The organism is Pseudoxanthomonas sp. CF385 (assembly GCF_900104255.1).
GTDB lineage: Bacteria > Pseudomonadota > Gammaproteobacteria > Xanthomonadales > Xanthomonadaceae > Pseudoxanthomonas_A.
In genome coordinates, this window is the sequence record NZ_FNKZ01000001.1 from 314,218 (window position 1) to 337,784 (window position 23,567).

18 protein-coding genes and 1 tRNA gene are annotated in these 23,567 nt (G+C 67.6%); 11 read left to right on the forward strand and 8 right to left on the reverse strand.

The window, feature by feature from the left end:
- The first annotated feature begins 23 nt into the window (after nucleotides 1–23).
- On the forward strand, nucleotides 24–587 hold the full coding sequence (locus BLT45_RS01375) for a superoxide dismutase family protein (protein WP_093298346.1): 564 nt from the start codon (nucleotides 24–26) through the stop codon (nucleotides 585–587).
- A 42-nt stretch (nucleotides 588–629) separates the two neighbouring features.
- Here the strand turns inward: BLT45_RS01375 and BLT45_RS01380 are convergent, their stop codons facing one another.
- Complete coding sequence (locus BLT45_RS01380) at nucleotides 630–1,514, reverse strand: hypothetical protein (protein WP_093294184.1); 885 nt, start codon at nucleotides 1,512–1,514, stop codon at nucleotides 630–632.
- A gap of 107 nt (nucleotides 1,515–1,621) precedes the next feature.
- On the opposite strand from BLT45_RS01380, the gene BLT45_RS01385 reads away from it, so the two are divergent.
- Nucleotides 1,622–2,902: an acetyl-CoA C-acetyltransferase gene (locus BLT45_RS01385; RefSeq protein ID WP_093294187.1), complete on the forward strand. Its 1,281-nt coding sequence runs from the start codon at nucleotides 1,622–1,624 to the stop codon at nucleotides 2,900–2,902.
- A 12-nt stretch (nucleotides 2,903–2,914) separates the two neighbouring features.
- Here BLT45_RS01385 and ggt read toward each other — a convergent pair whose 3' ends face one another.
- Nucleotides 2,915–4,660 carry a gamma-glutamyltransferase gene (gene ggt, locus BLT45_RS01390; RefSeq protein ID WP_093294189.1) on the reverse strand — a complete coding sequence of 582 codons (1,746 nt, stop codon included), beginning with the start codon at nucleotides 4,658–4,660 and terminating at the stop codon, nucleotides 2,915–2,917.
- Between the two features lie 255 nt (nucleotides 4,661–4,915).
- Between ggt and BLT45_RS01395 the strand changes: the two genes are divergently transcribed.
- Nucleotides 4,916–5,857: a DUF4349 domain-containing protein gene (locus BLT45_RS01395; protein ID WP_175455683.1), complete on the forward strand. Its 942-nt coding sequence runs from the start codon at nucleotides 4,916–4,918 to the stop codon at nucleotides 5,855–5,857.
- Nucleotides 5,858–5,866: 9 nt separating this feature from the next.
- Here BLT45_RS01395 and BLT45_RS01400 read toward each other — a convergent pair whose 3' ends face one another.
- From BLT45_RS01400 to BLT45_RS01410, 3 genes are all read right to left on the reverse strand, one after another.
- Complete coding sequence (locus tag BLT45_RS01400; protein WP_093294194.1) at nucleotides 5,867–7,126, reverse strand: heme biosynthesis HemY N-terminal domain-containing protein; 1,260 nt, start codon at nucleotides 7,124–7,126, stop codon at nucleotides 5,867–5,869.
- Nucleotides 7,123–8,118, reverse strand: a complete 996-nt coding sequence (locus BLT45_RS01405; protein ID WP_343123874.1) for a hypothetical protein — start codon at nucleotides 8,116–8,118, stop codon at nucleotides 7,123–7,125. The genes BLT45_RS01400 and BLT45_RS01405 overlap by 4 nt, the downstream gene beginning before the upstream one ends.
- 94 nt (nucleotides 8,119–8,212) lie before the next feature.
- Complete coding sequence (locus BLT45_RS01410; RefSeq protein WP_093294197.1) at nucleotides 8,213–8,980, reverse strand: uroporphyrinogen-III synthase; 768 nt, start codon at nucleotides 8,978–8,980, stop codon at nucleotides 8,213–8,215.
- Between the two features lie 16 nt (nucleotides 8,981–8,996).
- On the opposite strand from BLT45_RS01410, the gene BLT45_RS01415 reads away from it, so the two are divergent.
- From BLT45_RS01415 to BLT45_RS01435, 5 genes are all read left to right on the forward strand, one after another.
- Nucleotides 8,997–9,455 (forward strand): YiiD C-terminal domain-containing protein, encoded by a 459-nt coding sequence (locus BLT45_RS01415; RefSeq protein WP_093294200.1) that lies wholly within the window; start codon nucleotides 8,997–8,999, stop codon nucleotides 9,453–9,455.
- 28 nt (nucleotides 9,456–9,483) lie between these two features.
- Nucleotides 9,484–9,906, forward strand: a complete 423-nt coding sequence (locus BLT45_RS01420) for a hypothetical protein (RefSeq protein ID WP_093294202.1) — start codon at nucleotides 9,484–9,486, stop codon at nucleotides 9,904–9,906.
- Between the two features lie 64 nt (nucleotides 9,907–9,970).
- On the forward strand, nucleotides 9,971–10,414 hold the full coding sequence (locus BLT45_RS01425; RefSeq protein ID WP_093294205.1) for a rhodanese-like domain-containing protein: 444 nt from the start codon (nucleotides 9,971–9,973) through the stop codon (nucleotides 10,412–10,414).
- A gap of 99 nt (nucleotides 10,415–10,513) precedes the next feature.
- On the forward strand, nucleotides 10,514–11,029 hold the full coding sequence (gene secB / locus BLT45_RS01430; protein ID WP_093294208.1) for a protein-export chaperone SecB: 516 nt from the start codon (nucleotides 10,514–10,516) through the stop codon (nucleotides 11,027–11,029).
- A gap of 61 nt (nucleotides 11,030–11,090) precedes the next feature.
- Entirely contained in the window at nucleotides 11,091–12,116 is a 1,026-nt protein-coding gene (locus BLT45_RS01435; RefSeq protein ID WP_093298352.1) for an NAD(P)H-dependent glycerol-3-phosphate dehydrogenase, read from the forward strand.
- A gap of 135 nt (nucleotides 12,117–12,251) precedes the next feature.
- On the opposite strand, the gene BLT45_RS01440 is transcribed toward BLT45_RS01435, so the two are convergent.
- A complete protein-coding gene (locus tag BLT45_RS01440; protein ID WP_093294211.1) occupies nucleotides 12,252–12,809 on the reverse strand; it encodes an OmpO family porin in 558 nt (185 codons plus the stop codon).
- Between the two features lie 508 nt (nucleotides 12,810–13,317).
- On the opposite strand from BLT45_RS01440, the gene BLT45_RS01445 reads away from it, so the two are divergent.
- The 3 genes from BLT45_RS01445 to BLT45_RS01455 all read left to right on the forward strand — a co-directional run bounded on the left by BLT45_RS01445 (nucleotide 13,318) and on the right by BLT45_RS01455 (nucleotide 14,578).
- Nucleotides 13,318–13,410, forward strand: a tRNA-Ile gene (locus tag BLT45_RS01445).
- A 73-nt stretch (nucleotides 13,411–13,483) separates the two neighbouring features.
- The gene (locus BLT45_RS01450; RefSeq protein ID WP_093294214.1) at nucleotides 13,484–14,035 is read left to right on the forward strand and encodes a 3'-5' exoribonuclease; all 552 of its coding nucleotides are present in this window, start codon (nucleotides 13,484–13,486) and stop codon (nucleotides 14,033–14,035) included.
- Entirely contained in the window at nucleotides 14,036–14,578 is a 543-nt protein-coding gene (locus BLT45_RS01455) for a 3'-5' exonuclease family protein (protein ID WP_093294217.1), read from the forward strand. It begins immediately after the preceding gene.
- 169 nt (nucleotides 14,579–14,747) lie between these two features.
- Here BLT45_RS01455 and BLT45_RS01460 read toward each other — a convergent pair whose 3' ends face one another.
- Both BLT45_RS01460 and BLT45_RS01465 read right to left on the reverse strand, forming a co-directional pair.
- Nucleotides 14,748–14,981 carry a hypothetical protein gene (locus BLT45_RS01460; RefSeq protein ID WP_093294220.1) on the reverse strand — a complete coding sequence of 78 codons (234 nt, stop codon included), beginning with the start codon at nucleotides 14,979–14,981 and terminating at the stop codon, nucleotides 14,748–14,750.
- Nucleotides 14,978–23,545 carry a glycoside hydrolase family 94 protein gene (locus tag BLT45_RS01465; RefSeq protein WP_254771828.1) on the reverse strand — a complete coding sequence of 2,856 codons (8,568 nt, stop codon included), beginning with the start codon at nucleotides 23,543–23,545 and terminating at the stop codon, nucleotides 14,978–14,980. Before BLT45_RS01465 ends, BLT45_RS01460 begins: the two co-directional genes overlap by 4 nt.
- Nucleotides 23,546–23,567: the final 22 nt, after the last annotated feature.

A 23,567-nucleotide genomic window follows, 5' to 3' on the forward strand; every position in this document is an offset into this window, starting at 1 on the left:
ACGACCTGCTCCCGGAGATCTCCATGCGCATTGCCCTGCTGGCCGCCGCGTCGGCCCTCACGCTCGCCGCGTGCAGCACCACGCCGTCGACGCCCACGGCATCCACGCCCGAGGTGCCCACCACCAGCACCGCCAAGCAGGCGATCGCGGTGCTGGCGTCCGCGTCCGCCAGCCGTGTCAGCGGCAGCGTCACCCTGGTGCCGATGGGCAAGGGCCTGCACCTGACCGGCGAAGTCGGGGGCTTGCCGGCCAACAGCACGCATGCGTTCCACATCCACGAGAAGGGCGACTGCAGCGCCGCCGACGCGAGCAGCGCAGGCCCGCACTTCAATCCCTTCAACGCGGCGCACGGCAAGGCCGGTAGCGGCGCGCATCATGCCGGCGACATGAACAACCTCACCGCCGATGCCGAAGGCGTGGCGAAGATCAACGTGCACCTGGAAGGCGTCACCCTCGGCGGCGGCGCGGTCAACGATGTGTCGGGTCGTGCGCTGATCGTGCACGCGGCCGCGGACGATTACGCGAGCCAGCCGGCCGGCAACGCCGGCGCACGCGTGGCGTGCGGCATCATCAAGGTCACCCAGTAAGTACGACGGGCGGGGCCACGGCATGCGCCGTGGCGTTCTGCTTCACGCGCTCAGCGACGCGCGAGGATCGGCCTTGCCGGGGCAGTGCGCGAACGTGACCGGAATGCCATGCGCCTCGAGCACGGCGGCGATCTGCTGCTGCCGTGCCTGGAAGTGCTGGTAGGCGCGTTCGAGCCGCTCGTCGGTGGCGTCCTGCGGCGCATAGCGCGCCCGCCAGGCCATCGGTTCGAACAGGGCGATGTGGACTTCGCCCTGCGCGTACCGCAGCAGCGGCTCCGGCGGCGCATCCAGCCACTGCTCATCCGCAGGCGCCATCAGGGCGGTCTCGATCACCGGCCACAATGCGCCGAGCCCGCCGTGGTCGTACTGCATGGCGGTCATCGCGGCGAGGTCGTGCAGCGTCATGTAGCGCGCGTGCTCGATCTGCGCACCGAACGCCGTCTGCGCAAGCAGCGCGGTATCGGCCTGCGCCATGCCGGTTTCGAGCAGCACGCCTTCCAACCGTTCGCCGACGGCTTCTACCGTATGGTCATCGCCCGTGAGCAGGAACGGCACCACGCGCAACAGCCCGCCACGCAGGCCGTCGTCGGCTTGCAGCGGCATCGGGATGTCACCGGTGTCGTCGGCGCCGAAAGCGATCAGGCGCGCGCCTTCACCGCGCCCCGGGGCGCGCTGGTGCAGTTCGCGCAGGCGCTGGTGCAGCGACCATCCCGGCCGCAGCGCCTCCGCAGGATCGAAATGCGCCGCGGCCAGGACGAGATCCAGGTCACGGACCTGCGGGGCATGCGTGGCGAGATCGCGCCCCAGCTTTTCCGCCAGTTCGCTCGCCTCGGCGGCCGCCAGCGCGGCGCGCGCGGGCGTGTGGCCGGCCGCCAGTTCCAGTGCGATCACGCCCATCACGACGGGGCCTGTTGGGGATCGGGTCATGTCAGCGGTTGGAGGTGGTGGAGGGGCGCATTACACTGCCCATTATGCCTGCCGTACGCAGGCGCATCTTCACCCCTCCCGCCGTCGCCATCCGTCCAGAGGTCCCCATGCCCGCATCCCGTCCCGTCGCCATCCTCGGCGGCGTCCGCATTCCGTTCTGCCGCCAGAACACGGCCTACGCGGATGTGGGGAACCTGGGCATGTCGGTGCGCACGCTGGGCGCGCTGGTCGAGCGCTTCGGCCTGCACGGCCAGCAGCTGGGCGAAGTGGCGATGGGCGCGGTGATCAAGCATTCGTCGGACTGGAACCTCGGCCGCGAAGCGGCGCTGTCGTCCGGCCTCTCGCCGCTGACGCCGGGCATCACCCTGCAGCGCGCCTGCGGCACCAGCCTCGACACGATCATCCATATCGGCAACAAGATCGCGCTCGGCCAGATCGAGTCCGGCATCGGCGGCGGTTCGGACACTACCTCCGAGGTGCCGATCGTCTACGGCAAGAAGTTGCGCGCGCGGCTGCTCGCCGCCAATCGTGCCAAGACCACGCAGGACAAGCTGAAGGCGCTGGTCAGCGGCTTCAAGTTCGGCGAACTGAAGCCCGAGTTCCCCGGCGTGGCCGAGCCGCGCACCGGCAAGAGCATGGGCGACCACTGCGAAGACATGGCGAAGGAGTGGAGCATCTCGCGCGATTCCCAGGACGAGTTGGCCGTGGCCTCGCACAAGAAACTGGCCGCGGCGTACGAGCGTGGCTTCTTCGAGGATCTGATCGCACCGTTCCGCGGCCTGGAGCGCGACAACATCCTGCGCCCGGACACCTCGCTGGAAAAACTGGCCACGCTGAAGCCGGCGTTCGACAAGATATCCGGCCGCGGCACGCTGACCGCCGCCAATTCCACGCCGCTGACCGACGGCGCCGCCGCGGTGCTGCTGTCCAGCGACGAGTGGGCGAAGGCGCACGGCCACGAGCCGCTGGCCTATCTGAAGGATGCGCAGGTCTCGGCGGTCGACTTCGTCCACGGCGAAGGCCTGCTGATGGCGCCCACCATCGCCGTGCCGGAAATGCTCAAGCGCAACGGCCTGACGCTGCAGGACTTCGACATCTACGAGATCCACGAAGCCTTCGCCGCGCAGGTGCTGTGCACGCTGCGCGCGTGGGAGAGCGAGGACTACTGCCGCAACCGCCTGGGCCTGGATGCGCCGCTGGGCAGGATCGATCCGGCGAAGATGAATCCGAACGGGTCCTCGCTGGCGACGGGCCATCCCTTCGCCGCCACCGGTGCGCGCATCGTCGCCACCGTGGCGAAGGAACTGAAGCAGCGCGGCGGTGGCCGCGCGCTGGTCTCGATCTGCACCGCCGGCGGCATGGGCGTCGTGGCGATCATCGAGCGCTGAGCGTCCGCGTGATCAGCGCGCGGGTGTCTGCACCTGCGCGCTGCCGATCCCATGCCGGTGCCCTTCGCTGACCGCAGTCACCGTGCCATCCGGATGGAACACCAGCGCATTCGCGGCGCCGATTTCCTCGGCCTGGTCGGACCAGCGCTGTCCGAGGCGCGCCAGCGTCTGGGCCTGTGCACTGCCGGCGAACCCGGGCTCGATATCGGTGACGGCGCCATTGCGCTGCGATAGCCGCGGCGCGTCGATGGCCTGGTCCATCGGCAGGCCCTGGTCGATGTAGTTGACGATCGTCTGCAGCACGGTGGTGATGATGGTGGAGCCACCCGGGCTGCCGATCGAGAACGCGGGCCTGCCGTCCTTGAACGCCAGCGTCGGCGTCATGCTGCTGCGCGGTCGCTTGCCGCCTTCGGGCACGTTCGGATGCGGGCCGGTGAAATCGAAGTCGGTCAGCTCGTTGTTGAGCAGGAAACCATAACCCGGCACGACGATGCCGCTGCCGCCCCAGTCTTCGATGGTGAAGGTGTAGGCGACGACGTTGCCGTCCTTGTCCGACACGGTCAGGTGCGTGGTGTGCGTGCTCTCCGGCTGAAGCGTCCGCAGCGCGGGTCGCAGCGGATAACTCGCATCCTGCTGGAAGGCGAACGGATCGCCCGCCCCGACCGGGCCGGGCGCGGCGCGGGCGGGATCGATCAGCGCGCGCCGCTGCGCCGCGTAGGCCTTGCTGAGCAGGCCGGCCACGGGCGCGTCCACGTACTCGGGATCGGCCAGGTAGGCATCGCGGTCGGCGAAGGCCAGGCGGCTCGCTTCCAGGTAGAGATGCTCCACCTGCGTGCGCGGCAGCGACTTCAGGTCGTAGCCTTCGAGAATGTTCAGCGCTTCGAATACGGTCACGCCGCCACTGCTCGGCAGCGGCATGCCGTAGAGGTCGTAGCCACGGTAGCGGGAGCGCAACGGCGCACGCACGCGGGCCTGGTAGTCGGCCAGGTCGGCCAGGGTCATGCGACCGCCGCGAACGGAGATGCCACTCGCCGTCGGCGGACGGTTGACCGCATCGACGATCGCGCTCGCGAGCGGGCCCGCGTAGAACGCCTCCACGCCCTCGCGCGCGAGCAGGCGATAGGTGCGTGCGAGGTCGGGATTGCGCAGGCGCGTACCGGCGGGCAGCGCCTTGCCGTTGCGCAGGTACAGCGCGGCGGTGGCGGGGAAGCGACCGAACTTGCCTTCGTTGCGCGCGATCAGGCTCGAGAAATTCGCATCGACGGTGAAGCCTTCCTCGGCCGTGGCGATCGCCGGCGCGAGCACCTGCTCGAACGACATCGTGCCGTAGCGCTGCAACGCCTCATGCCAGCCGCGCACGGTCCCGGGCACGCCGACCGACAGGCCGCTGGAGACGGCGGTGTAGAAGTCCATCTCTCGACCCTCCTCGATGAAGAGGGTGGAAGTGACGGCGGCGGGCGCGGTCTCGCGATGGTCGAGGGTGACCACGCGTTGCTCCTTCGCCAGGTACACGACCATGAAGCCGCCGCCGCCGATCCCGCAGCTGAAGGGATCCGTCACCCCGAGCGTGGCTGCCGCGGCGACGGCGGCATCGACCGCGTTTCCGCCGCGGTCCAGCACGTCGATGGCCGACTGCGTGGCCTGCTCGCTGATCGTCGCCGCCCCTCCGCCGGTGCCGGTCGCCACCGGCATCTTGGCCTGCACGGCGGGGGTGGCCAGCAGGGCGAGGAGGAACGCGGTGCGCAGAAATCGGGTCATCGCGGATCACCGAAGGGCAGGCGATCCGATTGTCACACGGGTCTGGCGCGCCCCGCGCCACCCCTCGCGGCGACCGATCCGGCCATGGAATGATGCGGCCAACCCCGGTGGGCCGTGCCAGACGTTGGTAGTCGGGCCGGCACCGCCGGCCATTGCCACGCTGCCTTCGGAGTTTCCATGCGCTTGCACAGGACGTACCGCGTCGTTCCGCTGTTGGCTCTTTCTGTCCTCATCGCTTCCTGCAGCAAGCACGAGATGGCTGAGCGGGAGGCCGCGGCCGCCGCCGAGTCGAGTGCCGATGCCGCAGGCGCTCCGTTGCTGGCCGAAGCCGCTTCCGATACCGCCGCCGCGGCCGCTCCGCAGCAGAACGTGGCCTCGCCGGCGCTGCAAGGGCCGGGGGTCGATCCGTCGCAGATGGCGTCGGACGTGGCGAGCCAGATCGATCCGCAGCGCCGCTTCATTCGCACCGCGCAGGCACAGTTCCAGGTGGTGGATGTCTACCGTACGGCGCTGGCGATCGAGGATGAAGTCGCTGCGCAAGGCGGCTTCGTCGTCGACAACGAGATCTCGTCGCAGGTCCAGCGTGTGCTGAGCCGGCCGCTGGCGCCGGGCAAGCGGATGGAACTGACCGAATACAGCCTGCAGGGCCAGCTGACGGTGCGCGTGCCCAGCGAGCGTACCCAGGCGTTCCTGCGCGCGGTCGCCGCGCAGATGGAATTCCTCGACCGGCGCAGCTTCTCGGCCCGCGATGCGCAGTTCGACCTGCTGCGCCAGCAACTGGCCAGCCAGCGCGCGCAGGACGAGCAGCGCGAACTGGGCGACGCAGTGCAGGCGGGGGGCAAGCTCGCCGACAAGACCGATGCGATCCAGTCGCGCGGCGCGGCGCGCGCCGGCCGCGACGAGGCGTTGATTGCCCAGAAGCAGTTCGAGGACCGCGTCGCCTTCAGCACGATCACCCTGTCGCTGCGTCAGGACGCGCAAGTGCGGCGTGCAGAACGGGTCGATGTCGATGCGGTGTTCCGCGACAACGGGCCGGGCTTCTTCTCCCGCCTCGGCGAATCGCTGGCGGTCGGCTGGCGCGCCGCGCTGGACATCGTCATCGCCCTGGCCGCGCTGTGGCCGTTGTGGCTGGCTTTGGTCGCGGCCGTGCTGGGCTGGCGCCGCTGGCGCAAGACGCATCCGCGCCCCGCAGCGTAACGAGGCGCGTCAGTCGCGCAGGCGGGGCAGTCCGTGCGCGTCGCGTTCCTCGACGACCGCCTCGTCGTGGATCGTCTGCCGCAGGTCGCGCCCGGGCAGCACGACGGGTGCTTCCGCACGCGCGGCCTTCAAGGCATTGGCGTAGCACTGCTGCGCCTGTGCGGTATCGCCGGCGGCATTGAAGCCTTCGCCCAGTTCCTCCCAGGCCTCGGCGCCGGCGCCCTGTGCGACCGCGCGGTGCAGGAACTCCTGTGCTTGCGGCCACTGGCCCTGCAGGCGCGCTAGCCGGCCCAGTGTGACCAGCAATGCCGGGCTCGCCGGGTGCGCCTGCAGCCAGTGCTGCGCGCTGGCGCGCCGCGAATCCAGCTTGCCGATGGGCAGGCGACCGTAGAGCGCCGCCAGGCCTTCGTCCCAGCGTGCTTCGAGCGCCTGTTCGATGCTGCGCGTAGCGGCGTCTTCCCAGCGCAGCGTGGCTGCGCGCTCGGCGTACGCGGCGACCACGGCAGGCTGCACGCGCAGCGCTTTGGTCAGTGTTTCCCAGCGCTCGGCCAGCGCGTTCGCATCGGCCGCCTCATGCAGCGACTGCGCGGCGAGCCGTTGTTCAAGCGCATCGAGCATCGCCGGCGCCATCGCCTGCTGCTGTTTCAGTGCGCCCAGCAACCCGTAAGCCTCGTACGCGCGCGTGGTGTCGGCGAGCGCCTGCGCGCGCAAGGCCAGGCCGCGCGGCGGCAGGGGTTGCACGGCCGGGGCATCCAGCAGATCGAGCGCGTCGCGCGGACGACCGGCGGCCAGGGCGAGCTGCGCGGCGGCCAGGGCATGCGCGCCGGCCGAACGCTCGCGCAGGACATCGAGGTGCCGCTGCACGGTGGCATCGTCGCCTTGCGCGGCGGCCGCCTGCACGGCGCCGATGCGGGCGATAACACCGACTTCATCGTCTTCGGCGGCACGCTCCAGCAACTTGCCCGCCTTCGACCAGTGGCCCGCATGCAGTGCGTCCAGACCTTCGATCAGGCGCGCGCGTGCCTGTTTGCGGCGATGGCGGCCCCAGGCGCGGAACGGCAGGGAGAGCAGTCGCCACGCCAGCCACGCGAGCGCGGCCACCAGCACCAGCGTCAGTGCCGCGCGCGGCACGTTGGTGTGCAGGTCGTAGCCGGCGAAGCGGATGAACACCTCCCCCAGGTCGCGGTCGGTGCCGGCCATCCATTGCGCCGCGAGCGCACCCAGCAGCACGAGCGCCAGCAAGAGGATCACGGTGCGGAACGATTTCATGGGCTCACCTCCGGAACATCCGCCGCCGCCTCGGGCGTAGGCGGCAGGCGCAGGCGCACGCCGGCGTTGCGCAGCGCACGCAACTGCTGCAGCGTCGTGCCGAGCACGGCGGGCTGGGCAGGGGTCGGTGCCTGGCGCAATGCGTGCAATTGCGCGCTCACCTGTTGCCGCGCTGGCGAGGCGGGCCAGAGCCGGGGCAGCCAGGTGCCGATGCGGTCCAGTGCGGCGCGGTAGGCGGCATCGTCCTCGCGTTCGAGCGCCGCGCGCGCCAGGCTGATCTCGATCTGCAGTGCCGCGTCCGCCGCCGTGCGTTCCGCCGGTGCGATCAGCGTGGTGTCGCGGGTCGGGCGCACGTCGACCAGCGGCGCGAGGATGCGCTGCCAGGTCGGGCGATCGCGGATGTCGCCGTCTTGCGCCGCATGCGCATCGCGCGGCAACGCGGCCAGGGCTTTCACCCATGCGTCGAGGCGCGCATTCCCTTCGGCCTGCGTGCCGGGACCCAGGGCATCCAGCGCCGTGCGTTCCTGCGCCAGCGCCTGTTTGAGGTTCAGCAGGCGATGGTCGTCGATACCGTCCAGTGCGCCGGCGGCGAGCGCGTAGGCACGTTTCGCGCCGTCCAGGTCGCGGGCGATGTCCAGGCGTTGCGCACCCTGCGAAAGCAGCAGTTCGACTTCGTCCAATCGCAGCGCCTGCGCGCCGTGGCGGTTGGGATCGGTCAGCTTGGCCACGCTTTCTTCCAGCAATGCGCCGCGCTGGCCCAAACCCAGCACTTCATCGCGCAGGATGCGGTTGGTGGCGGCGGCATCGAGCAGGCGCTGCGCCTGCGCACGCTGGTCGCGGCGCAGCGCCTCCGCGCGCGATTCGAGCGCTTCCAGCCGCAGCGTGGTCTCCGAGGCCGCCGTGCGCTCCTGCGCCGAACGGGCCTGCCACCACGCCCAGCCGCGCCACGCGCCGATGCCGGCCACGATCAGCACGAGCGCCGCCACGACCAGGCGGCGCGTGCCGGTGGTGCGGGGAGGGATGGGCGACACATCGTTCACGCAGGCGTCCTTCGGGCAGGCAGAACCGTGATGGCTGCCGCAAATGCTAACGGATGCGGGGGGCCATGACGGTCGACGCGCTCTTCATCAGCTGCGCCGGTCGCGGACCGTCGGCCTGCACCACCGTGCGGAATCCCGCGGCGCGGGCGGCGTCGGCCAGGCGCGCACTGGCGGCGACCACGCCCGCCTCGCGAAAGCGCGCGGCAGCCGCAGCGGGCAACTGCGCGAGGACCTGTTCCAGCGCGCCGGCGCTGCTCAGCAGCAGGCAGGCGGGCCGATCGAGCGCGGCGAGGGCGGCCAACGCGCGCGGCGGCAGCGCGACCGGTTCGCGGCGGTAGACCTCGGCGCGATGCACGCGGGCGCCGCGTGCCTGCAGCGTGGGCAGCAACAGGTTGCGACCGTCCGGGGCGGTGACGAAGCCGATGTCCGCGCCCGCGACGTCCTGCAGCGCCGGCATCGCCAACAGCCCCTCGCTGTCCATGCGGCGCGGTGCGGAAGCCGGGACGCCCGCGCGCCGCAAGGCCGCCGCCGTGCCGGCGCCGACCGCCAGCCAGATCTGTCCCGGCAGCGCGCGCAACGGTTGCAGCGCCTGGGCGGCGGTGACAGCCGCCGGACTGGTGAACAGCACGCGCGGGCAGGCGAGCGCCTGCTGCAGGGCCTGCCGCGTGGCGTCGTCGCTGCTGGCCTGGATGCGCCACGGCGATAGCGCCAGCAGGCCGGCGCCGTGCCGTCGCGCGGCGCGGCGGAGCGCATCGTGGCCGCCCTGGGGCCGCAGCGAGATGACGTACCATGCCGGCGGCGTTGGATGTCCCATGCGCGGATTATGAGCGATGAGTCTGGAAGAAGCCCTGCAGGAACTGCGTGAGTACTGCCGCGGCATGCCGCCGGTAGCGGCGATGCAGGTGGAGGTGGCGGGACTGGAGGGCGACGCGCTGCGCTTGACCGCGCCGCTGTCGGCGAACGTCAACGACAAGGGCAACGCTTTCGGCGGCAGCCTGACTTCGCTGATGACGGTCTCCGGTTGGGGCCTGGTCACGCTGAAGCTGCAGCTGGCCGGCCTGAAGGCGGAGGTCTACGTGGCCGACAGCCATGTGCGTTATCTCGCCCCGCTGTACGGCGACCTCGTCGCCGAGGCCGCCTTCGCCGAGGGGCAGTCGTGGGACACGTTCATCGACACGCTGGTCCAGCGCGGCCGTGCCCGCATCCAGGTGGAGGCCAGGGTGCTGCTGCCTGAAGGCGGACTGGCCACCACGCTCAGTGGGCGCTTCGTGGCCATCGCGAAGCGGTAGCATGCGGGCCAGGAACGGGAGGGGTGCCATGCGGGTGATCGCGAGAATGCTGTGCGTCGTGGGGCTGCTGGCAGTGATGGCGTCGGCTGGCGCGCAGGGCCGGATGCAGCGCGGCAAGCTGCAGCAGGTGCAGGACGCCTACGCGGCCTCGATCCGCTGGGGCGACTTCGAGAATGCCTGGCAGGCCGTCGACCCGGCCTATCGCGAAGAGCACCCGATGACCGAGCTTGAGTTCGAGCGTTACCAGCAGGTCCAGATTTCCGGCTACCGCGACCTCTCCACCCGAAGCGGGCCGGACAGTACGGTCGAGCGCGTCGTGGAGCTGCGTGTCATCAACAAGCACACCATGGCCGAGCGGACCGAACGCTATATCGAGCGCTGGCGCTGGGACCCCGAAGCCAAGCGCTGGTGGTTGGTGGTGGGGCTGCCGGACCTCTGGAAGGGCCAATAGCGGCCCGGCGCCCGGCGGGGCGTCCTGTGCGACAATCGCCGCCCGCTCCACGGTCGCCAACCCTGTGAATTTCGAAGAAATCCTGGCTTTCGCCACCCGTTCCTCCTTCAACCAGATCCTGTCGCTGGCGCTGGTCGGCCTGACGGTGGCCATCGTCTATACCGAAATCGCCCGCCTGTTCCGCGGCTACAAGACCCTGCGACCGGCCGAGCTGACCCAGCTGGTCAACAGCGAGAACGCCCTGGTGGTGGACCTGTCGGCGAGCAACGATTTCGAGAAGGGGCATATCGCGGGCAGCCGCAACGTGCTGCCCAGCAGCTTCGACCCCGACAACAAGCTGCTGGCCGGGGCCAAGTCCCAGCCGGTGGTGGTGGTCTGCCGCAACGGCCAGGCCTCCGCGGGTGCGGCGAAGCGCCTGAAGAAGGCGGGTTTCGAGAAGGTCTACGCGCTCGACGGCGGCATCGCCGCGTGGCAGCAGGCCGACCTGCCGCTGGTCAAGGGCCGCTGAGCCCATCTGGCCGGCGCTGCCCCCTTGAAGCGGGGCAGCGCCGACGCCATGCCATAATCTCCCATTCACCGCATCAATCCTGAAATTCCGGAGTTCGAAATGTCCGACGAGACCACCAACGGCGCGATCGCATCCGCCGAAGCCGCTGGCCCTGCCTTCACTGTCGAGAAGATCTACGTCAAGGACGTTTCCTTCGAAGTGCCCGGCGCGCCGGCGATCTACACCGAGAACGTGCAGCCCGAACTGCAGCTCAACCTCAACCAGCGCGTCCAGCGCCTGGGCGAGAACGCGTTCGAAGTCGTGCTGGGCGTGACCCTGACCTGCAAGGCCGGCGACAAGACCGCCTACGTGGCGGAAGTCCAGCAGGCCGGCATCTTCGGCCTGATGGGCCTGGACCCGCAGGCCGTGGACGTGCTGCTCGGCACGCAGTGCCCGAACATCCTGTTCCCGTACGTCCGCCAGACCATCAGCGACCTGGTGCAGGCCGGCGGCTTCCCGCCGTTCTTCCTGCAGCCGATCAACTTCGAGGCGCTGTACGCCGAATCGCTGCGCCAGCGCGCGGCGCAGGGTGGCGAAGCCGCCCTGGCCAGCTCGGAACCTGCCGGCAACGCCTGATCCGTGGTGCAGAATCCCGTCAGGGCGGCGACGCTTCGTACAGGGGTGACGGATGACTGATCTGACAGACGCACCGCTGAAGATCGCGGTGCTCGGGGCCGGTTCCTGGGGTACGGCGCTTGCCGCGCTGATGGCGCGGCACGGCCATGCGGTCACCCTGTGGGGCCGCGACCCGGTCGTCGCCGAGGCGATCGACGCGCGGCACGAGAACACCCGCTACCTGCCCGGCATCCCGCTGCCCCTTACGCTGCGGGCGACCACCGACCTGACGGCCGCGCTCGAAGGGGCCGACCAGGTGCTGGTCGTCGTGCCCTCGCACGCCTTCACCGAAACACTGCACACGCTGGCGCCGCTGCGTCCGGCCGGTGCCGGCGTGGCGTGGGCGACGAAGGGTTTCGAGACCGGTTCCGGCCGTTTCCTGCATGAGGTGGCCGAAGACATCCTCGGCCCCGACGTGCCGTTGGCCGTGGTCACCGGGCCCTCGTTCGCCAAGGAAGTCGCGCTGGGCCTGCCCACCGCGGTGACCGTGCATGGCGCCGATCCGGTGTTCGCCCAGGCCGTGGCCGATGTGATGCACGGCCCCGCCTTTCGCGCCTACACCGGCGACGACATGGTGGGCGCCGAACTCGGCGGCGCGATGAAGAACGTGCTGGCCGTGGCCACCGGCGTGGCCGATGGCATGCAGCTGGGCCTCAATGCGCGCGCAGGCCTGATCACCCGCGGCCTCAACGAGATGCTGCGTCTGTCCGCCGCCATCGGCGCCAAGCCTGAAACGCTGATGGGCCTGGCCGGCCTGGGCGACCTGGTGCTGACGTGCACCGGCGATCTGTCGCGCAACCGCCGCCTGGGTTTGGCGCTGGGACGCGGCCAGTCGCTGCAGGACGCCGTGCGCGAGATCGGCCAGGTGGTCGAGTCGGTGCAGACGGCGGACGAAGTCATGCGCCAGGCCGACCGCCACGGCATCGACCTGCCGATCTCCAGCGCCGTGCGCGCCGTGTTGCACGGCGATCTCACGCCGCGCGACGGCCTGCAGCAGCTGCTCGCGCGCGAGCAGAAGCCCGAGTATCCGGAAACGCTGTACAGGTAACCGATGCACGCACCGAACGAGCCCGGCCTCACCCGCCGGGCTTTTTCATGCGCGCAATAAAAAGCCCGGCCACAAGGGCCGGGCTGGGTGCGACGCGGGGAGAGAGGGACGCGTCGCGGGGAGCGGTACTGCGTATTACCAGGTGAAGCGCGGACCGACGAACCACTGGGTGTCGTTGTCGGCGAACTTCACGTCGCCGCTCAGGCCCCAGTTCTGGTTGAACTTCACCTGCGCGCCCAGACGGCCGTAGTAGTCGCCGTCGAAGTCGCTGCCGTCTTCGTAACCGACGGTGGCATAGCCTTCGAACTTCGGCGCGATCGCGCCGCGGATGCCGACTTCGGCGCTGTAGCCGTTCAGATGGTCGCCCGGCACCTTGTAGCGCTCATAGGCCACGCGGGTCAGCAGGTCGATGCGCTGGCTGATCTCGTGGTTGTAGCCCACGCCGAAACGGTAGTTGTCGATGTCGACGTTGGTGTCGTCGAACTTCTGCGTGGTGTAGTCACCGAACAGGTGGAAATTCGGGGCGATGGCCACCGAACCCTTCACGCCCCAGCCGTCGGCATCCGGCAGGCCGTCGCTCAGGTTGGATGCGACATAGCCGCCTTCCACGTAGTTGTAGGACACGCCTTCCGCGGCCGAAGCAGCGAACGGAGCAGCAGCCAGCAGGGTCAGGGCAAGCAAGGACTTCTTCATGGGGAACGCCTTTCTGTTTTGTTGTTGTGTGTCCGTCGCGGTGCACTGCGACGGTGGGCGCAGTATCCGCTCCACCTCACAACAAGCCCTGAATATCAAACTGACCAGTACATGAATTAACCGGTCGACAGGGGAACTTTCGGCAGGTGTGTGCGCGGCTCACCATAGTTTGTCGATGAACTCACAAACTATGGTGATGCGGAGTGCGACAAACTATGGTGGCGTATTGTTGAAGGCACTCAGGGTCTCGTCTCGTTGTCGTAGATCTTTGTAGACAGAACAGCAATGTTGCTGCGCAGCGAGCGGCATAGTTGCCGCGACAGCGGCGTCAAACTGTTGCAACTACGGTGTTCTTGATCCGGCTCCAAGGAGCACTGGATACCGATCGGGCATCCAACAAAGTCAATCGCGGGTTGCGGTTGATTTGTGCGCAAGAATTGTTAGATTTGGTTCCGTGAACTCGTCCAACCGCCCGCTCCGAATACCTGGCTGATCAGTCGACTGATCAGCCCCTGTAGCTCAATGGTTAGAGCAGCGGTTTTATAACCCGTCAGCGCCAGATAAGCGGCTTATGCCGGTTCGAGTCCGGCCAGGGGCACCAAGTCTATTATTCCTGTGCCCGCGGTTCGGGGAGAACAGGTGATTGGCCAAGAAGTGCGAGCCAAGCTGACGTCATGACCTATCTCTTCTTAGACACCGAATGGGCGGACCCGACCGGTTCCGAACTAGTGAGCTTGGCGCTCGTTAGCGAGGACGGAATCCATAGGTTCTACGCCGAGCGTGATCCCCTGCCGGACGTGGCAACCGACTTTGTGCGGTTGGTGGTCTATCCCCTGCTGGAGCGGGGCCAGTGGCGCATGCCCGACCAAGCGATGACAACGGGACTACGAGCCTTCTTGGCGGCTGTTGCCGACCCCATTGTAGTGGCTGACTACCCCAACGACCTCGCACTTCTGCAGTGCGTGGTAGCGGGCTTCGATCTGCCAGACGATCAGGCTGCAGCATGTGGACCGATCCCTAAACCCGTGATGACGAGAATGCTCAAGGAAGGTGCCATGGGCATGTTGATTGAGGACTACTTCGCAGGTCACCCCGGTGCTGCGGCTCGGCGCCATCATGCACTCATTGATGCAGAGGCACTGCGCATGGCCTGGCTGGTCGTTACGGGGCGTGTTCCTACGCCGCCTTGGGCGACGACCATGCTCCGCCATAAGGCCCAGCCTTAGATGATCCGACTCTTCCTCGACACCGAATGGTCCAACGACGCGCTGCGTGAGCTCGTCAGCTTGGCCCTAATCAGTGAGGACGGCGAGCATGTCTTCTACGCGGAGCGAGATCCGCTACCTGGCATGCCCTCCAGCTTCGTACGCGAGAGTGTTTACCCGCTCCTCAACCGCGGGGAAGCAGCGATGAAGGACAACGCCATGACGCACGCGCTGCGGAGCTTCTTAGAGCCCTTAGGTGATTGCGAGATCTTCGCAGACGCGCCGCTCGACTTCTCGATGCTCAGCCGAGTATGGAACGGACGTGACCAGACACCCCCTGAACCGCCATTTCGTACGAGGCTCGCTCGCGAAGGGAATCTGATGCCGAGCGTTGAGCGATATTTTGAGCTTAACCCCGACCAGAGCGCGCTTCGGCACCATGCTCTCGTAGACGCCAGGGCACTTCGCTCAGCCTGGATCGTGGAGAACTACAGCTTCGATGGCGATGTTGGTGGTGCCACCTCACACGGCCCAACTATGACGAGTGGCTTCAGGCGAAGGTAAGGGCCGCGAGAGCTGATCCCCGGCCGTCCATCCCTCACGAGATCGTCATGGAGACACCCAGGAAGGGCCTTGAGAACATCAAGCCTGACGAGTAGCCAATGCGATGTCTGCTAACAACCCAAAGTGGACATGGAAGCAATACCTAAAGAGACAGCCAGTCGTGCCTGCATTAGTGCGAATGGCGGCTGACTCCGGGTAAACCGCGGGCATGTACTATGAGCATGGCGTCCAAGCGCCCCTGCACGTACTGAATATCCTCATCAGCAGCCTGATGCAGAATCTCCTTCGCGAGCGCATTGAACTGAGGCCAGAACTGGGCTTCATGCCGGAGATGCTGCAGCCAAGACGGCATCATGGCGGCCAATCGGTCTAGTTCCGTATCGAGCTGCACACGAGATTTCATGTCGCGGCGCGTGGCCAGCTAGCTTCCACGCTGTGCACGTTGCCGTCGTCCAGGAGCGCGAAGCGAAGTCCAGTCTGCTCAACGCCGTCAAGCTGCAATGTGGCGGCACCGGCATCCCGTTGCGTTATTGAGATGATATAGAGGCTGGATCCGAAGCGGTAGCGCAGCTCGTACTCCGTCCACTCGCGAGGCACGCAGGGATCCAGTGCCAACTCGCTCCCGATACGCTGCAAGCCCAGCAGCGACTCGGTCAACAGGCGGTACATCCAGCCGGCGGAACCGGTGTACCAGGTCCAACCGCCCCGGCCGACATGCGGTGCCACGCCATAGACATCGGCCGCTAGCACGTAAGGCTCCACCTTGTAGATGGCAGTGGCGTCCGGATCCTGCGCGTGATGAATCGGATTGATCATGCGTGCGAGTTCCCACGCTCGTTCCGTGTCGCCTTGATGCGCGAACGCCATTGCGGCCCATACCGCGGCATGTGTGTACTGGCCACCGTTTTCGCGCACGCCCGGCACGTAGCCGCGGATGTAGCCGGGATCTTTCGAGGTCTTGTCGAAGGGAGGGTCGAGCAACTGGATAAGCCCCGCCTCCCGCTTCACGAGATGGCGATCTAGTGAAGCCATCGCCTGTCGCGCGCGCACCGGATCCGCAGCGCCCGACAGCACCGACCAGCTCTGCGAGATCGAGTCGATCCTGCATTCATCGCTCTGGCTTGATCCCAGCGGCGTGCCGTCATCGAACCAGGCGCGCCGATACCATTGGCCATCCCAGGCATGGGCTTCCAGATTCCCCCGCAAGCGCTCGGCATGCTCTGCGCATTCGTCGGCGAATGCCTCATCCCCGCGCATGCGCGCCACCTCGATGAAGCGCTGCAGCGTGTCGTATAGGAAGAAGCCGAGCCAGACGCTTTCGCCCCGGCCGGCCTCGCCCACGCGGTTCATGCCGTCGTTCCAGTCGCCGGTGCCGATCAGGGGAAGCCCAAGCTCGCCGAGAAGGCTGCAACCGCGGCGCAACGCCAGCACGCAATGCTGGTAGAACGACTGCCGCAGATAGGACGTCGCAGGCATGTCGTAGTAGGATTCTTCGTCGGCACCGACCGGGCGGCCGTCGACGAAGCCGACCTGCTCGTCCAGCACGCTGGCATCGCCCGTCACCTGCAGGTAGCGGAAGGCGGCCAGCGGCAGCCAGAGATAATCGTCCGAGCAGCGCGTGCGCACGCCGCGCCCCTGTGGTGGATGCCACCAGTGCAGCACGTCGCCTTGCGGGAACTGATGGGCCGCACACAGCAGCAGGTGCGCACGGGTCAGCGCCGGCTTGGCGTGCAGCGTGGCCATGGTGTCCTGCAACTGGTCACGGAAGCCGAACGCCCCACCGGACTGGTAGTAGCCGCTGCGCGCCACATAGCGGCACGCAAGGGTCTGATACATCAGCCAGCCGTTCACCAACGCATCGACGGCGGGCTCCGGCGTACTGACCTGCACGGACGTCAGCAGTCCACGCCAGTGGATGCGGACGGCGTCCAGTGCGTCGTGCGCCCGCTGCGTGCCTTGAACACGGCTGGCCAGATACAGGGCATCCTCGTAATCTTTGCCAATGCCAAGCCGGAACACCGTCTCGGATGCCTCGCCATCGAGCAGCGACAAGGGCACCTGGATAGCGGCGCACGGATCGAGACCCACCCCCAGCCTGCCGGACAAACGCTCGCGCTGCAGAGCCGCCGGATCGGCCATGCTGCCATTGCGGCCGAGAAATTCCGTTCGGTCGCCCGTGAAGCTGCAGCCACTGGCATCGGTATCGAAGAACGCAACCCGGCCGTTGAACTCGGTGTTGTAGGGATTGCGTGCCGTCAACACGCCGCTGGTGGCATCCTGCTCGGTGATGACGTGCATCTGCGATTTGACCCGCAGGTCACCCAGCACCCATTCCACATAACCGGTAGCAGAGAGTCGGCGTGCGCGTCCGGACAGATTCCTGAGCTTTAGTACCGAGTACTTGACCGCGTCCTCGACGGCCACATACACCCACACCTCGCTGGCGATGCCATCTTCGATGTGCTCGTACACGCTGTAGCCGAAGCCATGGCGCGTCCGGTACGCCCCACGGCCTCGCCGCGGCAGCGGAAGCGGCGACCACACGTATCCGGTGTCCTCGTCGCGCAGATAGAACGCTTCGCCACCACTGTCAGCGACCGGGTCGTTGTGCCAGGGAGTGAGGCGGAACTCATGCGCGTTCTCGAACCAGGTGTAACCCGCCATGCTTTCGCTGACCACCGTGCCCAGCCTTTCGTTGGCCAGCACGTTGGACCACGGCGCCGGTGTCGGACCGCCTTCGCGGGTGGTGATCACATACTCGCGGCCATCGGCCGAGAAAGCACCGGTTCCGTTGTCGTGGATGAAGGTGCCGGACACGGCCTCGAAAGGCCAGCTGTCGTCTTCCTCATCTACATCTACCGGTGGCGGCAACCCGGTCGATGCATCGAGCGCGGGAAGCTCCACAGGATCCTCGCGCGGCCCCTCCGCCAACAGCGTCGGCATGATGCGTTCGGCGGGCTCGCGGCGACCGATCTGTGCGGCCAGCGAGCCCTGCTGGTCGCTGATGATCACCCGCGCCACCGACTGCAGCAGGATGCGGTCCTCCTGCGACATCTGCTGGCCCGGGCGCACGAAGATGCCACCCGGACGATCCAGCACGTTCGCCTCCGGATCGGCCGAGATCATGCCCAGGATCAGGTCCTGCAACTGCTGCCGGTAGCCGGCCTGGCTCTCGTTCCAGATCACCAAGTCCGCACGCAGTCCTTTGAGGCGCCAATAGGCGTGCGCCTGCACCATTTGCCGCACCAGTTCGATGTTGTCGGCATCCGAGATCTGCAGCAGGGCGATAGGCAGGTCGCCCGAGATCGCGTGGCCCCACAGACCGGACTGGCCACGCTGGTTCTGCAGCAGGATGTCGGCTTCTGCGCGCAGCAGCGGGTGCGCATAGACGATCAGCCCAGCCAACCGTTCGTAGAGCTGCGCATCGGCCTGCGATGCGTTGATCTGCCGGCGGACGACCTGGCTGTGCGTCCAAGCCAGGTCGAAGACGCGGTCGGCGAGCCGGCGATCGCGGTACTTGTCGATCAGTCCGGCGCAGGCTTCGCGGTCAACGCCTACGCCATGCACCATGTCGATCATCGCCGTCTGACCCGGCGCCAGCTCGATCCGGCATCGGATGGCCGCGATCGGGTCCAGTACGGAGCCTTCGCTGTCGGACAGCGCGTCCTGCTCGGCCAATGCCGCCGGCGTGCGCGGCGTGTTGCCACGACCGAGGAAGCGCGCGCGATCGGTTTCGTACGAGATCGCACCAATATCCGCGTCATGAACCGCCACCAGGTGGAACATCCACGGCGGTATATCGTCGTGCGCGCGTGGTCGGCGCGTGCACAACAGCGCCTGTTTCTCGCGCAGGATCTCCGACTGCACGAACAGATTGCTGAAAGCCGGATGCAGTTCGTCCGCGATGGCCGGCGCCAGCACCACCTCGGCATAGGTGGTGATCTCGATGGTGCGTGTCCGTCGGCTCCGGTTGCTCAGGCGCAGCCGGCGCAGTTCGATGTCGTCTTCGGCGGAGATGGCGATCTCCAGGTGGCTCTCGTAGCCGCGTTTGCGGCCCCGGAACTCGACCTTGGCATCGGAGAAGATCGCCTCGTACTGCTCCACGGGCGCGCATGCCGGCTGCAGCGACGTGGACCAGAACTCTCCGCTCTCCACATCCCGCAGGTAGCAGAAGTTGCCCCAGTGGTCGCGCGTGCCGTCTTCACGCCAGCGCGTGACCGCCATGTCGCGGTGGCGGCTGTATCCGCCGCCGGCGCTGGTGACCAGGCCGTGGTAGCGCCCGTTGGAGAGCAGTTGCACCGCCGGACGCGACATGCTCGGGTTGCGGAAGATGCGCAACTGGGTTTCGGCTTCGGTAGGCGCGGCGCGTGTGCCCAGCGCCTCGGCCTCGTGCGGATGGAACACGCCGGTATGCGGGATGCGCTCCTGAAGCAGCAGCAGGGTCGCCTGGAACTCGGCATCGGCCACGAAGCGCCGCTGCATCGGCTGCTGTCGCAGCAGATGGAGGAGCGAGAGAAACCCCATGCCCTGGTGATGCGCCATGAAGGAGCGCACCACCACGTAGTCCTGGCCGGGTGGAACGCGCACAGGCGTGTAGTCGATGGCCTCGTACAACCCGAAGTGCCCACCGAAGCCGAGGGCGGCCAGTCGTTGCAGGTTCTGGCAGGCCGCTTCCGGCGCCACCATCAGCGCCATCATCGTGGCGTAAGGCGCGATGACGAGATCCTGGCCCAGCCCGCGCTTCAGGCCCAGTCCCGGTACGCCGAAGGCGCGGTACTGGTAGTTCATGCGCGCGTCGACGGTGTTGTAGCCCGATTCGGAGATGCCCCATGGCACGTCATGGCGCTCACCATGCTGGATCTGGGCTTCCACCGCATGCCGGGAGGTCTGGTCCAGCAGCGTGTCCGGATAGTTGGGCATGACCAGCTGCGGCATCAGGTACTCGAACATCGAGCCGCTCCACGACAGCAGCGTCGCGTCGCCGTTGACCTCGGTCAGCAGGCGACCCAGCGCGAACCAGCTCTCCTGCGGCAACTGTCCCTGCGCGATCGCCACGAAGCTGCACAGGCGAGCCTCCGAGGCCAACAGGTCGTAGAGCCCGTTGTCCAGGCGGTGCTCGTCCACGTTGTAGCCGATCACCAGCAGGTGGCGCGCGCGGTCGTAGAGGAACTCGTACTCCATCAGCGAGAACTGGCCGGCGATGTGCGCCAGGCGCTCGAGTTGGTGGATCCGTTCGCGCGCGCGCCGGGTCGCAAGCGCACCGGCAGGACCGTCCTGCAGCTCGCGCAGGGTGGGCAGGTGATCGCCGACCCATGCGTCGGCATCGGGCAGCAGGAACTGCAGCTCCGCATGCGCCGACCGACAGCCTTCGACGAGGGAGGTCGGCCAATGATGCGGATGGATCTGGTCGGGACCGATGGCCGGCCAGGCCGCGACGATGCCCTCCGCATGCACCACCAGGCGCGCCAGCATGCGTTCGGCATCGGTGACGGTGGATGGCGGTTCCCGTTGGGCCTGCATCAGCACGGTGCGGAATTCGATCACCGCCAACGACAACGCGTCGTCATCGGACGGCGTGCCCGCGACGGCGTCTTCCAGCACGGCCAGGGTGTCGGCCAGTCCGTTGAACGTGGCGGGCACCAGGACGGGGGCATCCGCCATGGCCAGCAGGCCCTGTCGCAAGGTCAGCAGATGTCCGGCGAGGTTGCCGCTGTCGACCGTGGAAATGTAGGCCGGTGGCAGCGGCTGCAAGGTTTCGGTGTCGTACCAGTTGTAGAAGTGCCCGCGATGGCGGGGCAGCATCTCCAGCGTGTCGAACGCGAGGCGGGTGCGCTCCATCACGCCGCCCGCCTGCAGGTAGCCGAAATCGTAGGCCGCCAGGTTGGCCAGGAGCGACAAGCCGATGTTGGTCGGCGAGGTGCGTCGCGCCACCACCAGCGCCGGATGCTCTTGCACGTTGTCGGGTGGCAGCCAGTGATCCTCTGCGCGCACATAGGTTTCGAAGAAGGCCCACGTCCGTCGCGACAGCTTGCCGAGGAACGCCAACTGCAGTGCGGACAGCTTGTCCGTCCGCCGGTCCGGCGGGCGGCCAAGCCAAGCCATCAGCACCGGCGACAGCAGCCAGAGCAGCAGCAAGGGCGTGGCCACCCACAGTGCGGCCGGCTGTTTCATCACCAGCAGTGCGGCGACGGCGGCCGAGATCAGCGGTGCCGGCGCCATGCTGTAGAGCTCCGCGCTCACACCGCTGCCCAGACTGCGTTCGACTTCGCTGGACGGGTTCCACTGCAATAGGTGCCGTCGTGTGACCACGAGGCGCCAGAGCGTGCGCAGGATCGCGCCTAGGCTGAAAAAAGCCTCGTAGGGCAGGCAGGCCACATTGACGACCGCGCGCCAGAGTTGCTTCAGACAGGATTTCCCCACCTGCACCAGATGGGTTTCCAGCGGCATGTCCACCGGCAGGGCGACCATATCCCGCAGCGCCGGAAGCAGCACGGGCAGGGCCCATAGGCTCAGCAGCCACGCGGTCCAGGCGAGCGGGTCCGGCGAGAACAGCCAGCCCAGCACCAGCAGGGCGAAGGTGGCCGTCGGCACCAGGCTGCGTCGCAGGTTGTCGAGCAGCTTGCCGCGCGAGAGCCAGGACAGCGGATTGCGCTCAAGCCCGCTGCCGCGGCGCGGTACCCACGGCAACAACCACGGCAGCAGCTGCCAGTCGCCGCGGATCCACCGATAGCGCCGCTTCACGTCAGCCGCGTAGCGCGACGGATAGTCTTCGAACAGACGCACGTCGCTGACCAGGCCGGCACGTGTGTAGCACCCCTCCAGCAGGTCATGGCTGAGGATACGGTTGTCGGGAAAGCGGTCCGCGAGCGCATGCTCGAATGCATCCACATCGTAGATGCCCTTGCCGACGAAGGACCCCTCGCCGAACAGGTCCTGGTAGACGTCCGATACGGTGCGTGTGTAGGGATCGATGCCGGGCTCACTGCCGAACATGCGCGCATAGCGCGAACTCGGCCGCCCGCTGAGGCTGGTGCCTACGCTGGGCTGCAGGATGCCGTAGCCGCGGACCACGCGCCGTCGCCGCGGGTCGAACACGGCCTGGTTGAGCGGGTGCGCCAGCGTGCCGGCGAACTCGCGCGCGGCGTCTCGCGGCAATTTGGTGTCCGTGTCCAGCGTGATCACGTAGCGCACCTGCGCCAGCACGCCGATGTTGCCGGTCACCTGCAGGAAGTCTTCTCCCAGTCCGCCACGCAGCAGCCGGTTCAATGCCGCCAGCTTGCCTCGTTTGCGTTCGTAGCCCATCCAGCGCCGTTCGCGCGGATTCCACAAGCGCGGGCGATGAAAGAGGAAGAACAGGTCGCCGCCGCCTTCGTCGGCCCGTTCCGGCGCGTAGCGGCGGTTGAGCTGTTCGACCCGGTGTACGGCATGGGCCAGCAGCGTGGCATCGCCGGGCAGTGATGCGTCGTCCGCATCCAGGAAATCGGTGAGCAGGGCGAAATGCAGGTGGCGGTCGCGGTTGGCCAGGAAGCGGACTTCCAGTGCTTCGACCAGGGTGTCCACCCCCTCCACGCTGCCGAGCATGCTGGGGACCACCACCAGTGTGCGTGCCGTGGCCGGGATGCCTTTGGAGAAATCCATCCGGGGCAGGGGCCGGGGCGGCACCAGCAACGTCGCTGCCCAATTGACCAGGGCGATACCGAGCTCGCTGAAGGCGAGCAGCGCCAGCACGGCGGGCAACCAGAGCGGCACTCCCTGCACGGAGGACCCCGCCGTCAGCAGGCCGTGGGTGAACAGCCCGATGATGCTGGCGATCGGGAGCAGATAGACCGCCAGCGGAATCCTGCGCGGACGCAGATGGACCGGCCGCGCGCCGGGCAACGAGGCGGTCACCGCTGCCTGCGTTCGGCCGACGCCATCGTCCACCAGATAGAAGCCGACGTGCGCCTGGTGATGGCCCGGCGCGGCAGTGGCGGCGGCCTGCGCCAACTGCAGCGCGATCTCCGCCACCGCGTTCTCACCGACATTCGCGAGCCGTGCGATCTTTTCCACCACGTGCCGGTAACTGTCGCGGGTGCTGAAATCCATCAGCGCGTACGTGCGCGCCGGGTCGGCACGGAGCGTGCGCTCGACCACGCTCATGTCTTCGACGAATTCCCGCCAGTCTATGTTGGCCAGGAAACGCAGGCTACCGATGCTGTTGCTGATCGACACCTGGTCCGCGGCCTGCTGCTGGCTTTCCAGATGCACCAGTTCCTCGATGCGCAGCCCGCCATCCGCCGCCCATTGCTCCAGCCAGGTGATCGGCATGGAGAAAACGCCGCCCCGTCCCTGCAGGCCACGCGTCAGCTCGGAAACGAATGCGCCGCTCAGCGGCGGATCCGAGCGGGCCATGTCGGCGATGACCAGCACCACGTCCTTTGGATTCTCCGCCGCCGTCCGGTTGAGCTGGGCGGCCCACTCGCTGGCCAAGCGGTGATCGTCGCCGTCGCGCATCACGCGCACTGCCATACGTCGCAGGTTATCGATAAGCGCCAGTCGCAACATGATCGGGATGGCCCACAACTCACCGAGTTTCAGTGGCGTGATGGACTGATAGGCGGCGAAGAAGCGGCGCAGCGTTTCGGCGTCGATGCGGCCATCGCCGTGCGCGATGGCCTCCAGGGACAGGTCGTACACACGCGGCAGGCCGCTCGAGGGTCCCTGGCTGAGGGACGGGAGCTGTCGGCTGTAGCCTTTCGGCAGATGCCGCCGTGCGGTGACGATCTGCTCTTCCACTAGGTAGTAGTTGTCCAACAACCACTCGCCAGCCGGCGTGATGCGCATGTCGTCCTGGACCATCCGCGTCAACAGCGCGCAGACATCATCCAGCAGACCTTCGTTCTCGGCCAGGCGATCCAGCAGGCGTTCCGGTCCCACCTGTGGATGTATCCGATGAGCACGCGCCAGTGCGCGGCCATGCACTTCCATCTGTTCGACATTGAACAATTGC